Here is a 14070-nt window from a genome sequence, read left to right as displayed (position 1 = left end):
TGCTCACTTTTCAATAGCAGTAGACATCATATTTTCTATCTCTCCCAGCAGGCACTGCAATGCTCCACTGTTCTGCTCCGCGACCAGCTTGGCTTTCTGACCTGCAGCAAGCCGCTCCTCATTGTTTAGCAGCCACCCCTTTAACTGTTTAGCCAACGACTCAGCATCTTCCACAACCACCAATCCACCAGCATCTCCCAGCAACTGTGCCACAGTAGCAAAGTTGTGCAGGTAGGGGCCGGATACAATTGGCACCCCCCAAGCAGCGGGCTCGATCATATTGTGCCCGCCCACAGGTACTAAGCTGCCGCCTACGAAAGCCATATCGCAAGCGCCATAGAAGCGCAGCAGCTCCCCCATGGAATCTCCCAGTAGTATCTGGTCTCGAGCCTGCGGGGCCTCACCTTCACTACGCCTGGCAACCCTAAAACCGCGCTCCTGACATAACCGGGCAACATCATCAAAACGCTGGGGGTGTCGAGGCACCAGGACCAGAAGCAAGTCTTCAAACTCTTTTATCAGGGTCGAGAAAGCATTCAGGATGGCCTCGTCTTCCCCGGCATGAGTGCTGGCTGCCAGCCATATCTTGCGACTAGTAGGACCACGCCATTGATAAGACAAAGCCTGGGCCTCACTGACAAGGCCCAGGTCAATACCCTGATCAAACTTGATATTCCCACTGGTAACCACCCTCTCTTGAGGTAAACCCAGGGAAATAAAACGTTCTGCATCTGCTTTGTACTGTGCAACGACCTTATCTAGGTTGCCGAGCATCGAACGGGCAAAACCCGGAAATTTCCCATAGCCGCGAGCAGATTTCTCACTGAGGCGTGCATTAGCCAGTAATGTCGGGATACCCTGCTTTTTACAGCACCGCAGCAGATTCGGCCACAGCTCCGTTTCCACGATAACCAATATGCTCGGACGCACAGACAGCAGAAAAGGGGTGAGGCACTCGGGAAGGTCATAGGGTAAATAGTAATGCAGTAGACGCCCCCCCAAGACAGGGCGAAGAACCTCACCCACCCGCTCAGAGCCAGTAGGCGTACTCGTAGTCACCAACCACTGCCATTCGGGGTGACGTGCCGCTAGCTGAGAAATTACTGGCACTGCCGCCAGAGTTTCTCCCACGGAGACAGAGTGAACCCATATCAATGGGGCGCGACTACGGCGTTCAGATACTCGCCCCAGTCTTTCACGAAGACGATGGCGATAAGCGGGCTGACGGCGACCACGCCACCATAAGCGAAATAAAATAAGGGGGATAGCTATACGAAAGAGCCAAGTATAGAGAGTCTGCATATATCCAGCTGTCATCAATTAGCAACTACTTGCAACCCGAACCTGAGATCCGGCCAACTATCTTACATGCAGAAATAACAATTTAGGTCTTAGATGAGAGTTGTTAGCAATCCACAACCCGATAGAAATCCGAGCGAGCTCCAAAAACCCCAGAAGCCATCCCTACAGATCGGCAAAACCGTAGCCAAGGCCGCGATCCAAGGCGTATTCCACCAAAAACCAGCCCAAATAAACAAAGAACTCCAGCAGTAAGTAGCTGAAATATCGCCGATAAAAAGATGCCAGGCCGGCTTCGCCCCGAAAGCAACTTCTGCTTTGCCAGCGTAATACCTGCAGAGTACTTGCGGCGAGAGAGCCAGCGCAAATTTGCGCGGCTTATTGGTACAGCCTCAAAGACTTTAGCCTCAACGCAGTGAACGATATCCCCACCCTTGGCGTTGAGTTCGGAAAAAAACAGTACATCTTCCCCCCCGCCAAAAGGATCTCGCTCATCAAAAGACAAGCTAAACTCTCGGATCATTTTCATCGGGATAAGAACATTATTGGTGGCGCAGTAGGTAAGTCGATCACCCGTCTGCCTTTTCCTGCGAGAGAAAAAATTAACGTAGTAAGCTGGTACTGAATCCGGTAACTGCCTTACTACACTGCCATTAACCACTGAATTACCACCCAGCTGCTGAGAATAACGAAACAGTCGAACCAGCCAGTCACGGGCCACCCATTCGTCATCATCAATAAACACTAGATAGTCCGCACCCTTTGCCTGAGCCTCCTGGATACACCGATTGCGGGCAAACGGTATTCCGCGGCGCTCCTCAAGGGCATAGAGAATAGGAAAAGGCGAATCAACCACAAGGGACTCAACTACAGCTTGCCCCTCTTGATTCTCTGGATCATTATCCACCACTGTTACAGTAACACTGGCATCCGCAGGTAACTCAAGCTCAGCAAGGCTCCGCAAAGCAACACGAAGTTGCTCCGGTCTTTTACATGTGCAGATACAAATGTCCAGCAGTGGTCGCAATTTTAACTCCACAAACAACCAAAAATATGATCAGGGTTTCGGCAATAGCAGCGCAGCCTATACCCCTCTAATTGGCATGTCTATAATATTTGGTTTTCGGCCTGCGTGTAGGCAGCCCATCAATTTTTTGGCATCAAGCTAGAAGATCCGGGTGACACTTAAAGACAAATTTATTCTGTGAAGCAATCCATGAAAGTAATGCAGCTACTGCCCGCCCTAAACTCAGGGGGAGTTGAACGAGGTACGCTCGATCTGGCGCGAATGCTCGTTCTAGCTGGCCACGAATCTATCGTGGTTTCCAATGGTGGCAGCTTGGTCCCAAGACTGGAGTCAGAGGGCTCAAAACATTTCACACTGTCAATTCATAAGAAATCCCTTAGCAGTTTGCTACAGGTTAGACCGCTAAGACAACTAATTCAGCAGGAAAGTCCGGATGTATTACATGTACGCTCAAGGATCCCCGCCTGGATAACCTTCTTAGCTTGGCGAAAACTTACAGCCAGCTCACGACCACGCCTTATCAGCACCGCACACGGCCTCTACTCTGTCAATCGTTACAGTGCCATTATGGCCAGCAGCGAACAGGTCATCGCCATATCCGAGTGCGTGAACAATTACTTACAAAGTAATTATGAGGCATACCTACAGCGCCCCCCGGAAATAATCTATCGCGGGGTCGATACCGACGAATTCAACCCCAACATCCCCCTCCCAACCGGCTGGAGAGAGAGCATAGAGCAAGAATTCCCAAACCTACGCAGCAAACGCTGGCTTCTCTTACCCGGAAGGCTAACCCGCTGGAAAGGGCAAGAGGACTTTATCGATTTGATCCAGCGTTTGAGCTTCAACCGCAGTGATATCCACGGGATAATCCTGGGCGGGGCCGAGCCCAATAAGAGCCACTATGAAGAGGAGCTCAAACAGCAAGTAAAAGAAAAGGGGGTTGAGAGCTACCTTACGTTTGTCGGCCACCGCAGTGACATTCGCCACTGGTACAAAGAATCCAGCCTGGTATATAACCTCTCCAAGCGGCCAGAACCATTTGGACGTACCGTTATTGAGTCAGCAGCCATGGAGACACCCGTTATTGGATATAATGTAGGGGGCCCCGCCGAGTCACTGCGTATTTGCTTCCCTCAAGGGCTAGTGGAGCAGGATGATGCTGAAGGTCTGTATAATCGCACCCAGGCATTACTCAGCGACCCAAAACAAAAGTCCACTCTCTCCGAAGATTTCACCCTCAAGCGCCAAGCGGAGCACACTATCGAAGTCTACAAAGCTATGATTAAAGAGCCATCTCAAACCTATGACAGTGATTAATTTAGATCACAGCGAGCCTTTTGCCAGCGGTGGTAACCGCTTTTGTTACCGTCATCCTGAAAAGCCGCTTCTCTGTGTTAAGGTTATGCGCCCAGGACGAACTACTGAGCTACTTGGTCGCGCGCCCTGGTATAAACAGTGGCGAGGGCAAGACGGCTTTGATGATAACTTGCGAGAGCAGGAAGGTTACTCACAAAAGGCTGTACATCAAAACAAAAAGGGTCTCTGGCAACATTTACCTCGCTGGTATGGGTTACAGCAAACCAGTTTGGGGCCAGGTGCAGTCACTGACCTTATTTTAGACAGCAGCGGCAACCCCGCCCCTACATTGCGCCAATACCTAAATGAACATGGCTTAAACAGTGAGGCGAGAGCTGCTCTAGAACGCTTTGCAACATGGCTGCTGGAATATGGTGTTCTGACCAAAAACCTGATTGCCCACAATCTGGTAGTACGCCAGGAAAATGAGAGACTAGAGATCTATGTAATTGATGGCTTGGGTTGCGCATCCTTTTTACCCTTTCCTCAAATCTCTGATTACTTTGCCAAACGCTATATTCAACGCCGTATACAGCGCATGTGGCTACGGGTCGAATGGGAAATTTCTGATAAGAAAACGCCCTGGAGAAGATTTGAAGCCCAGGGCCTCAAGCATTAGCGTAAAGGCAAACCACAACGACGTAACAGGGCTTGAGCACAAAAGAGGTATTGATCCAGGGGCTTTCGCCCCACCTGGGCCCTTACTTCGTCTTTTTGGTCACTGACAATACCCTGGTCGATCAGCCGCTGTACTGCGGCTCTCACTTTATTTGATCTTGACTTACTCGGCACACGTATTACACCCACTTTGGCGCTACTCTGCAAAGACTCAAATAGCATCGAGATACTATCCTCACTCACCCAGATTTGCTCAGCCGAAGCCATTTCCCCCTTAAGCCAGCCAGCTGAACAGGAGCGCCAATCTACTATTTGAGCACGGCTTGAGGATAGAATACTAATATTACCCTTTGGAGTCCGGCGACTATCGGATAATTGCCAACTCAGCGGCTGCAACAAGAGTTGCTCCACTTGATGGCGGATAGATTCTATGTCCCAGGAGAAATGCCTGCTAGGACCACCCAGTAAGATCAACCCCCGTCCGGGTTGGATATGCCCACCAGGTAGAGGCTCCGTCAAAGCGCCCTGACTGAGAATAACATTATCTAAAGGGGGGGGCGGTCATGCTCTGGAACAACCACAAAATCAAACCACCGGAAGGGTAGCTGAGGCAGGTTAATAGCTACTGCACGCCCCCCAAAGCGGTGTCGCGCTGCCAACATCGGCAGGCGACTTCGGCGCCCCGTCCCAATCAGAAAATCAGGTTCGGGAAGTGAGGAGAGCTTTTTTGAGCTGTCCAAGAAGATACTTGAAGCTGTAACCGAGGAGGAGATATCAAGACTATTGACCTCGCCCACATAACTGCTTTGCAAACCACAGATCAGCGCCGCACTTTGCTTTTCATGCGCACGATTACCGTCAAGGAAGCGCCAAACTGTCAGCTGCAAAGGAAATCCTGAAATTGCAAATAGATAGAGGTTATTGGGCAACCACCAAAATATAGTTGCTGCCCCCTTTAAAGACGTACATCCTACCCCACGGTAAAGGCCTGTTGAACCCCTGTACCATCCAGTATAATCTCCCCGACTTCACTACTCCTGAGGCGCACTGTCACCAGAGTACTACGTTTCTGAGAGCTATTGGACATCCAGTATACTTACTGTTTCAAGGGCGGTATCCGACCTGAACTCCCCAGAGTATTATTAGGATACTTATCAACAGCCATTGGACAGCTTCAACGAGCTTTATTCGACAACAGCAAAACAATTATCAACTAAAAACTTAATTATGCCAGAACCTGGAAGTAACCTTAGCCCACAAACCCCAGTGTATTACCGTCAGCAGGACTCAAAGTGGATCACTATACTGCTTCGTATCACTTATCTGGGATTATTCCTTCTGGTTTGCGGCTTGTACCTTTCTCCAAAAGTATCAGGCGTCCAAACAAGTTTTTATTTAACTTTACTACCAGCAACATTATTACTACTACTGTCGAAAAAAAACTTCCAATTCATATTCTCATGGCAATTTTCTGCCTTCTGTAGCCTTCCCTTGGTATTGGCACTATCCACCCTTTGGGCCAATAGTGACAATGCCGATGTCATGCGTGAAGCAACATATTATTGGAAGCTGGTACTCTACCTAGTGATTTTTTACTGTGCAGTTCTCCTATTACTAGAGCAATATGGCGATAAGATCTTAGAAAATCTATTACTCGCGATAATTTTAGTAGGTGTTGTTTCTGGAGTAGCCTCATTAATTACCTATGGTATTGAGGGTGGCTTTCAACGCTTTTATCGTATTGGAGGGATATCCTTAGAGGGTAATATCGATAAAACCGGCATGCTATTTGGATTCCACGCTCTTTTTTGCTGTTATGGGCTCAGTCGCCCATCTCAGCTTTGGCACTGGCTGTCATGGGCAGGCTTGGCAATTTCGTGTATTTATATTCTACTTTCACAAACAAAAGTCCCTATTGTAATGGCTGGTTTCGCCGTACTGGTTTCAGCTTTTATTACTACATCTCGGCTACTAAAAATAATTGTGGCCTTGACGCTTTTTATCATTCTTCCACTAAGCTACTTCTTTATGTTTGGCGACCTCCCACTAGTTCACCGAGGCAATGCCTACTCAATACGCATGGAGTTATGGGACAAAGTTTTTGACGAGTTTATGCTTTCTCCAGCTATTGGTTCAGGGCTGGTTCACAAAAAATTTATTGAACTAGGTCAGGTATTGCCCCACCCTCACAACTACCTTCTGGATGTAGCTCGTTTTACGGGCCTGCTTGGTATCGCTGCCTGCGCCTGGCAAGGACTTGGCGCACTTTCCACAGTAACAACCAAAGAAAAACTATTCAGTTGGATTCCAGGCTTATATGTAGCTTGGCTTTTGTTCGGCACCCTGGCTATGTTGATCTATGCCCAGCAACCACTGGTCAAACCCAACTATATTTGGTTCTTTTATTGGGTCCCTCTCGCAGTCCTATTAGCCCGCAGCTACCTAGAAAAGTGCAGGTTTAAGCCCTCTGGCTTCACTAGCCAGCAGGCACACCAAAACAAACCACCTCAAAATATTGAGTCAAGCTAATGAATGTGACCGTTTTTGGCACCGGCTATGTAGGCTTGGTGCAAGCAGCTGTACTGGCTGAGGCCGGTAATAAAGTTGTCTGTATTGATATCGATAATGACAAAGTCAAACGCCTGAAGCAGGGACAGATCCCCATTTTTGAGCCAGGTCTTGAGCCGATGGTGAAAAACGGAGTCAGCACCGGCAACCTGTCATTTTCTACTAATGCCGCTTTCGGCGTTGAGCATGGGGAGCTGATTTTTATCGCTGTTGGCACCCCGCCGGATGAGGATGGCTCTGCCGATTTACGCCATGTCCTTACTGTCGCCAGGACCATTGCCAAGTACATGGACAGCAAAAAATTTATCATCACCAAATCAACAGTTCCTGTAGGAACCGCAGATAAGGTTCGCACAGCGGTTGAAGAACAATTAACGGACCGAGACAGGCTCGATCTGCCCTTTGATATCATTTCAAACCCTGAATTCCTCAAGGAAGGCTCTGCGGTTGCAGACTGTATGCGCCCAGACCGTATTATCATAGGCACTTCTGAAGTAGAGTCTGAACAAAAGCTTCGCCACCTATACGCACCTTTTAATCGCAATCATGAAAAAATTCTTGTCATGGATGTAAAAAGCGCGGAACTTACTAAGTACGCTGCTAACTGCATGTTGGCCACCAAAATCAGTTTTATGAATGAAATGGCCAATATTGCCGACAAGGTTGGAGCGGATATCGAAGCTGTGCGCAAGGGTATCGGTTCAGACCCACGGGTTGGTTACCAGTTTATTTATGCTGGAATTGGCTATGGTGGCTCTTGCTTTCCCAAAGATGTCAAGGCCCTAATTTCATCCGCCCAACAACTCGGGTTGTCGGCCGATATTCTCTCTGCAGTGGAATCGCGAAACGAGCATCAGAAGCACTACTTGGCCGAAAAAATTCTGGGACATTACGGAGGGAACCTGGAAGGTAAGACTTTCGCGCTATGGGGTCTCTCTTTTAAACCCAATACTGACGACATGCGCGAGGCCCCAAGCCGTATCTTGCTTGAGCGCTTATGGGAGCAGGGTGCAAAAGTTCAGGCATTTGACCCTGAGGCACTGGATGAATGCCGCAGAATATATGGAGGTCGAGCAGACCTTAAACTTTGCGACTCCAAGGGTGATGTACTGCAGGGTGCTGATGCCTTAATTATTGCAACTGAGTGGCAGCAGTTTAAAAGCCTTGATACTGAAGAGTTGAAAACCATACTGGCCGCTCCTGTTGTATTCGATGGCCGCAACCAATATGAACCAAATGAAATGCAGGCTGCAGGCTTTGATTACTATTGTGTGGGACGGCCTGATACCAACGGGGCATCATAGTAAAGGCTAAACGAGCAGATTTAGCAGATAATAAAACCCGGTTTTCACTGGGTTTTATTATTGGGCTATTGTAAACAGCTTCTCAAGCGATCCGGAAATTCACTTCTGGTGTATCACTCACATCACTCAACCATCCCCGATGGGCGGTACTACGCCCCTGAACCACATCAAAATAGAGGCTTTGCAAGCGCCCGGTAATCGGCCCACGACGACCACTGCCTATGGCGCGACCATCGAGTGTACTGATGGGCAACACCTCTGCTGCAGTGCCGGTAAAGAAGGCCTCATCGGCAATATACACTTCATCCCGCGTGATGCGCTTTTCGACCACCCGGTACCCGCACTCCCTCGACAATTCAATAACTGTATCGCGGGTGATCCCATCCAGACAGGAAGTGAGTTCTGGGGTATAAATTGTGCCATCCCTTACAATGAAGAAGTTCTCTCCACTACCTTCTGCCACATAGCCTTCCGGATCGAGTAACAGCGCCTCATCACAGCCGTTGCGCACCGCTTCCTGCAGAGCCAACATGGAATTGATGTAATTGCCGTTGGCCTTAGCTTTACACATACTGATATTGACGTGATGACGGGTATAGGAGGAGGTATTTACCTTGATGCCTTGCTCCAGGGCTTCCGGGCTCATATAGCTAGGCCACTCCCAGGAGGCAATTATTACATGGGTTTTGAGTCCCTCGGCACGCAACCCCATCCCTTCAGACCCGTAAAACACCATAGGCCGCAGGTAGGCCTGATGCAGGTTATTTTCCCTCACCACCAACCTTTGTGCTTCATTCAGCTCATCGGCATCAAAAGGCATGGGAATATTCATAATTTTCGCAGAGCGAAACAACCGGCGGGTGTGATCCTGCAAACGAAAAATACTGGCGCCGCGGTCGGTTTCATAGGCACGTACGCCTTCAAAGACTCCCATCCCATAGTGCAGGGTATGGGTGAGAACATGTACTCGCGCATCGCGCCATGGAACCAGCTCACCATCAAACCAGATAACGCCGTCGCGGTCGGCAAAAGACATAGGGAAACTCCTACAAATCCTGAAAAACAGTTTAATCGGGCAGCAGGAGGTAGTCGGCTTTTAACCGAGCAATTGCTGCCAGTTTGTTTGAACGGTCTTTCTTTCCGCTATGAATCGGTCATCACTCACAATCCCCGGCAGTTGTTGTAGTGCCAGGCGATGACCTTCAGATCGGTAGGCTTTGTAGGCGTCGATCAAATGTCCGGCTTGTTTAGCCGTCATCAGGCCCGCGTCAATCAGACTTTCGAGAATGCGAATATTGTCAGTGTAACGCACTATCGAGGGCGCAGTTTGCGCCCAGGCCAGTGCAGCATATTGGACCAAAAATTCAATATCGACAATACCGCCCGCGCCGTGCTTGAGGTCGAACTTTTGATCATTGCTCTTATCCAGGTGGGAACGCATTTTATTGCGCATCGCAACCACTTCCTCGCGCAATTTCTCCCCATTTCTGGGCTCGCAAAGCAATCGTAATCGCAGCTCTTGGAAGGCGCTACATACACGGCTGCTACCTGCCACAGGTCGGGCGCGTACTAATGCCTGATGTTCCCAGGTCCAGGCGCTCTCGCGCTGGTATTTCTCAAATGCCGCCATGGAGGTGACGAGCAGCCCCGAATTACCCGAAGGGCGCAGGCGGGTGTCCACTTCATAGAGTGGGCCACTCAGGGTACGGGTTTGTAAAATATGAATCAGGCGTTGTGCCAAACGAGTATAGAAACGCAGATTATCAATACTTGTCTCCCCGTCAGTATTGAGCTGGGAATCCGCATCATGCACAAATACAATATCCAGGTCTGAGCCGTGGGCGAGTTCCAAGCCGCCGAGTTTGCCATAGGCAATAATGGCAAAGCGCATATCCTCCTCTGTAGCTCCCGCAGGCACCCCGTACTTCTCCACCATCTGTACCCAGGCCAAGTGCAATGATTGCTGCAAAATCGCTTCCGCCATCCAGGTGAGAGAATCACTTACCTTCATCAGCGGTAAGGCACCACTCACCTCTTGGGCAGCGATACGCAGACTTTGGCTCTGCTTGAAATAGCGCAGAGTTTCCATTTGCAGCTCCAAGTCGGCAGGATCAACTCGCAGCAACTCGCGACGCAACTCATCCGCAATATCCTCGGCAGTCGCCGGTGCCAATAAGCGGCGTGAGTCCAGCAGCTCATCCAAAAGGATTGGATGGCGAGCCAGCTGTTCGGCAATCCTTGGGCTGGCGCTACACAAGCGCACTAATTGGCTTAATACCGGTGGGTTTTCATTGATGAGTACGAGATAGGCACTTCGGCGCAATACGGAGCGCACCAGGGGCAGTACCCGCGCAAGCACCAGTAGCGGCTGCTCCTGCAAACTGGCAGCAGCTAGCAATAGCGGCATAAACTGGTCAAGGCGTTCACGGGATGAAGCCGGCAGTGCGATAACCATCGGCGAGTTGCAGAGTTCCCGCAGTAAACCCAGGGCCTCCTGAGCAGGAGTAAAACCCGCATCTCTCAAACTGTGCAGGTTGATCTCCTCACTACCGGACTCATTGCAACTACCCCAAAGCCCTTGCCACTCCTCCGCTACGCGGGGCTCGGCAATTTCTTCCGGTGGGGCAATTACGGTATCGAATTCACGCTCGACCACATTGCGCACCGCCGCCAGTTCTCCGAAGAGTTGATCCCAGTTATCACGCCCCAAGGCATAGGCCAGTCGCTCACGCTCTTTATCATCCTGTGGTAATGCCTGGGTTTGCTGGTCCCGATAAGCTTGCAGGGCGTGTTCCACGCGACGCAGCAGCAGATAACAGTTCGACAGTTCCGAGGCCACACCAGTCTCTACATGCCCATCACTCTCTAAGAGGGGCAATAGCTTCAACAGGTTGCGCTCACGCAATGCCGGCTCGCGGCCGCCGCGAATCAGCTGAAATGCCTGGGCGATAAATTCCACTTCTCGAATACCACCACGGCCCAGTTTGATATTGCTGGTAAGGCCGCGCGCGCGTACCTGACGCTGAATCAATGCCTTCATCTCCCGCAGTGCATCAATCGCGCTGAAATCAATATAGCGGCGATAGGTAAATGGACGCAGCAGTTCCATCAAATCTGCTGCGGCCCCATTATCGCCAGCTACCGGGCGTGCCTTGACCATGGCGTAGCGCTCCCACTCACGTCCCTGTGTCTGGTAATAGTCTTCTAACGCAGCAAAATGGCTTACTAGGGGGCCACTGTCTCCATAGGGTCGCAGGCGCATATCCACGCGAAATACGAAACCTTCGGCAGTGATAGCATCCAGTGATTTGATCAGGCTTTGACCCAGGCGCTGGAAAAACTTCTGATTTTCCACACATTGCTCACCATCGGTGTGTCCCAGCTCGGGGTAGGCAAAAATCAGGTCGATATCTGAAGAGAGGTTCAGTTCACGCGCGCCTAGCTTGCCCATTCCGAGCACCACCATAGACTGCACCCGACCCTGTATATCCCTAGGCTCACCGTAGCGATTTACCAGCTGGGTGCGGTGCCACTGCATAGCTGTATTGATACAGAGTTCAGCCAGCTCACTGAGTCGCAAGCAGGCCTGTGGAATATCCCACTGGCCGGCAAAATCCCGAAATATAACCTCCGCAGTGACACGGTTACGCAGTGATCTCAATGCGCCGTCGAGGCTTTCATCACTATCAAAGTCAGGCAGAGCCAGGCCCAGGTCGTCGGATTTCAACAATTCAGGCAATAACTGTGGCTGCCGACAACACTGGCGGTGGAAAAACTCGGAACCCAGGAAGCTGCGCGCCAGCCCCTGCTGTAAGTCCCTATCTTGAATAAGGTTCTCCACCTCATCAATAAGGGCGGTATCCGCCTGTTCACACCAATCACTCCATTGAACATCCAGCTGGGACTGAAGTGATTCGGGGCAATAGGCATGATCGAACATGGGGCATCAATCCTTGGAGCTGATATCGAGCAGAGGGGCCTGTCCTCTATTCTCCAGGCTTCCTCCAATTACGGAGCCGGTAGTCTATGCCAACCAAACTCATGACAATTACGCCAGTTCTTCTGATTCAGGGCAATCCTGTCCGAGCCTTTAAAACGCAATATCCGGTGGAGGTGCCACACGCAGTACTTCGGCCACAGTAGTCAAACCAGCCGCCACCTTTTTAGCACCGGAGAGACGCAGACTGTTCATACCCTCACGCATAGCCTGGCGCCGCAACAGCTGGAGATCGCAGTCAGAGGTTACCTGAGCCTGTACTGGTTCACTAAAAGGCAAAATTTCATAAATACCCTGGCGGCCCAGGTAGCCAGTATTTCGGCATTCCAAACAGCCTTCAGGTGCATACACTTTATCCGGCAATGGCGCCTTCCAAGGGCGCACCAGGGAATGCCAATCGGCCTCTGCAATCTTATCCTCGCGTTTGCACGAGGGACACAGGGTGCGAACCAGACGTTGGGCCATCACGCCGAGGATGGTGGATTTCAACAGGTAATGGGGCAATCCCAGGTCCAATAAGCGGGTGACTGCTGTGGGAGCATCATTGGTATGCAGGGTAGAGATCACCAGGTGACCGGTAAGGGCCGCCTGTACCGCCATCTGCGCAGTTTCCAGGTCGCGGATTTCCCCGACCATGATAATGTCCGGGTCCTGGCGCATCAGGGTGCGGATACCTGCGGCAAAGTCGAAGCCGATGGAATGGTGCACCTGGGTCTGGTTGAAGCTTTCCTCAACCATTTCAATAGGGTCTTCCACCGTGGAGACATTCACCGCACTGGTAGCCAGCTGCTTGAGCCCGGTGTACAAAGTGGTGGTCTTTCCCGAGCCGGTCGGACCGGTCACCAGTACAATGCCGTTGGGGCGTGACAACATTTTCTGCCAGCGGGACAAGTCATCGCCACCAAGCCCCAGATCGCTGTAGGAACGCGCCAATACCTCGGGATCAAAGATCCGCATTACCAACTTTGCACCAAAGGCGGTAGGCAAGGTGGAGAGGCGCAACTCCACTTCACTGCCATCGGGGCGCTTGGTCTTGATACGTCCATCCTGGGGTTTGCGCTTCTCCGCTACATTCATGCGCCCAAGAATTTTCAGGCGGCTGGTTACCGCCGCATTCACCTGGTCCGGTAATTCATGGATAGGGTGCAATACGCCGTCAATACGGAAACGGATACGCCCCACCTCCCGTCTTGGCTCGATATGGATATCACTGGCGCGCTGGTCGAATGCGTGTTGCAGCAGCCAGTCGACAATATTAACAATATGCTGGTCGTTGGCCTCGGGGTCCTTGAGATTGCCAAGCTCCAACAGCTGCTCAAAGTTATTCGCTGCGGAAGTGCCCTGCAGGCCACTGGCTCCAGAAATGGAATTGGCCAGCGAGTAAAACTCAATACAATAGCGCTTGATATCCCCTGGGTCGGCCACCACCCGTCTAACCATACGACCACTGGTATGCTCTAACTGCTCCTCCCAGCCCCTGGCAAAAGGTTGGGCGGTTGCGACCAATAGCTCATCGGTTCCCGCTTCAACACACAAAATCTGGTGGCGCTTGGCAAACTGGAAGCTCATCACTTCAGTCACCGCATTCACATTCACTTTGAGCGGGTCGATATGGTAAAGGGAGTGAGAAGAGCATTCTGCCAGCCAGGCACTAAGCACCTCATTACTCAACAGAGTTCCGGGGACTTTTTGGTTGGCAATATCACAGCTGGCGATATAGCTGAGCGGGTGCATTTGTGCCTGCTCGGCGGTACGCGGAGTACCCACAATCCTGTTGGCATCCAACCTGCTTACGTAGCCCTGGCTGACAAGGTCTTCCAGCAACCCACGTAAGTCCAGCAGTCTGTCAGCAGCTTTGCTCTCTGCCATTGGTAAACCCCTTTATTCTCATATGGCGA

Annotated in this window: 11 protein-coding genes; 4 read left to right on the top strand and 7 right to left on the bottom strand. The window is 50.9% G+C overall.

What is annotated here, in order from left to right:
- Nucleotides 1–3: 3 nt before the first annotated feature.
- Entirely contained in the window at nt 4–1302 is a 1299-nt protein-coding gene (gene waaA / locus GL2_RS08780; protein WP_143730299.1) for a lipid IV(A) 3-deoxy-D-manno-octulosonic acid transferase, read from the bottom strand.
- Between the two features lie 103 nt (nt 1303–1405).
- Entirely contained in the window at nt 1406–2326 is a 921-nt protein-coding gene (locus GL2_RS08775) for a glycosyltransferase family 2 protein (protein WP_172621097.1), read from the bottom strand.
- Between the two features lie 189 nt (nt 2327–2515).
- On the opposite strand from GL2_RS08775, the gene GL2_RS08770 reads away from it, so the two are divergent.
- Both GL2_RS08770 and GL2_RS08765 read left to right on the top strand, forming a co-directional pair.
- The gene (locus tag GL2_RS08770; protein ID WP_143730297.1) at nt 2516–3646 is read left to right on the top strand and encodes a glycosyltransferase family 4 protein; all 1131 of its coding nucleotides are present in this window, start codon (nt 2516–2518) and stop codon (nt 3644–3646) included.
- Entirely contained in the window at nt 3633–4304 is a 672-nt protein-coding gene (locus GL2_RS08765) for a YrbL family protein (RefSeq protein WP_232053799.1), read from the top strand. Before GL2_RS08770 ends, GL2_RS08765 begins: the two co-directional genes overlap by 14 nt.
- On the opposite strand, the gene GL2_RS22120 is transcribed toward GL2_RS08765, so the two are convergent.
- Together GL2_RS22120 and GL2_RS22115 are read right to left on the bottom strand one after the other, a co-directional pair.
- The gene (locus GL2_RS22120; RefSeq protein ID WP_255505858.1) at nt 4301–4777 is read right to left on the bottom strand and encodes an ELM1/GtrOC1 family putative glycosyltransferase; all 477 of its coding nucleotides are present in this window, start codon (nt 4775–4777) and stop codon (nt 4301–4303) included. The genes GL2_RS08765 and GL2_RS22120 overlap by 4 nt on opposite strands.
- A gap of 71 nt (nt 4778–4848) precedes the next feature.
- Entirely contained in the window at nt 4849–5190 is a 342-nt protein-coding gene (locus GL2_RS22115) for an ELM1/GtrOC1 family putative glycosyltransferase (protein ID WP_255505852.1), read from the bottom strand.
- Nucleotides 5191–5467: 277 nt separating this feature from the next.
- On the opposite strand from GL2_RS22115, the gene GL2_RS08755 reads away from it, so the two are divergent.
- A complete protein-coding gene (locus GL2_RS08755) occupies nt 5468–6832 on the top strand; it encodes an O-antigen ligase (protein ID WP_143730296.1) in 1365 nt (454 codons plus the stop codon).
- Nucleotides 6832–8175 carry a UDP-glucose/GDP-mannose dehydrogenase family protein gene (locus GL2_RS08750; RefSeq protein WP_143730295.1) on the top strand — a complete coding sequence of 448 codons (1344 nt, stop codon included), beginning with the start codon at nt 6832–6834 and terminating at the stop codon, nt 8173–8175. Before GL2_RS08755 ends, GL2_RS08750 begins: the two co-directional genes overlap by 1 nt.
- A gap of 82 nt (nt 8176–8257) precedes the next feature.
- On the opposite strand, the gene GL2_RS08745 is transcribed toward GL2_RS08750, so the two are convergent.
- The 3 genes from GL2_RS08745 to GL2_RS08735 all read right to left on the bottom strand — a co-directional run bounded on the left by GL2_RS08745 (nt 8258) and on the right by GL2_RS08735 (nt 14041).
- Nucleotides 8258–9211: a branched-chain amino acid transaminase gene (locus GL2_RS08745; RefSeq protein ID WP_143730294.1), complete on the bottom strand. Its 954-nt coding sequence runs from the start codon at nt 9209–9211 to the stop codon at nt 8258–8260.
- Nucleotides 9212–9271: 60 nt separating this feature from the next.
- Complete coding sequence (gene glnE / locus GL2_RS08740) at nt 9272–12115, bottom strand: bifunctional [glutamate--ammonia ligase]-adenylyl-L-tyrosine phosphorylase/[glutamate--ammonia-ligase] adenylyltransferase (RefSeq protein ID WP_143730293.1); 2844 nt, start codon at nt 12113–12115, stop codon at nt 9272–9274.
- 150 nt (nt 12116–12265) lie between these two features.
- Nucleotides 12266–14041: a GspE/PulE family protein gene (locus GL2_RS08735; protein ID WP_143730292.1), complete on the bottom strand. Its 1776-nt coding sequence runs from the start codon at nt 14039–14041 to the stop codon at nt 12266–12268.
- Nucleotides 14042–14070 lie beyond the last annotated feature (29 nt).

The sequence above is a fragment of the Microbulbifer sp. GL-2 genome (genome assembly GCF_007183175.1).
Classification (GTDB): domain Bacteria; phylum Pseudomonadota; class Gammaproteobacteria; order Pseudomonadales; family Cellvibrionaceae; genus Microbulbifer.
Note: the sequence above shows the minus strand (reverse complement) of the source record. Positions and strands in the feature narration are given on the sequence as shown.

What these genes read in the sequence shown, in the direction of transcription:
- waaA (WP_143730299.1), bottom strand. Translation starts at nt 1,302, where the DNA reads ATGCAGACTCTCTATACTTGGCTCTTTCGTATAGCTATCCCCCTTATT.
- GL2_RS08770 (WP_143730297.1), top strand. Translation starts at nt 2,516, where the DNA reads ATGAAAGTAATGCAGCTACTGCCCGCCCTAAACTCAGGGGGAGTTGAA.
- GL2_RS08765 (WP_232053799.1), top strand. Translation starts at nt 3,633, where the DNA reads ATGACAGTGATTAATTTAGATCACAGCGAGCCTTTTGCCAGCGGTGGT.
- GL2_RS08750 (WP_143730295.1), top strand. Translation starts at nt 6,832, where the DNA reads ATGAATGTGACCGTTTTTGGCACCGGCTATGTAGGCTTGGTGCAAGCA.
- GL2_RS08745 (WP_143730294.1), bottom strand. Translation starts at nt 9,211, where the DNA reads ATGTCTTTTGCCGACCGCGACGGCGTTATCTGGTTTGATGGTGAGCTG.
- glnE (WP_143730293.1), bottom strand. Translation starts at nt 12,115, where the DNA reads ATGTTCGATCATGCCTATTGCCCCGAATCACTTCAGTCCCAGCTGGAT.
- GL2_RS08735 (WP_143730292.1), bottom strand. Translation starts at nt 14,041, where the DNA reads ATGGCAGAGAGCAAAGCTGCTGACAGACTGCTGGACTTACGTGGGTTG.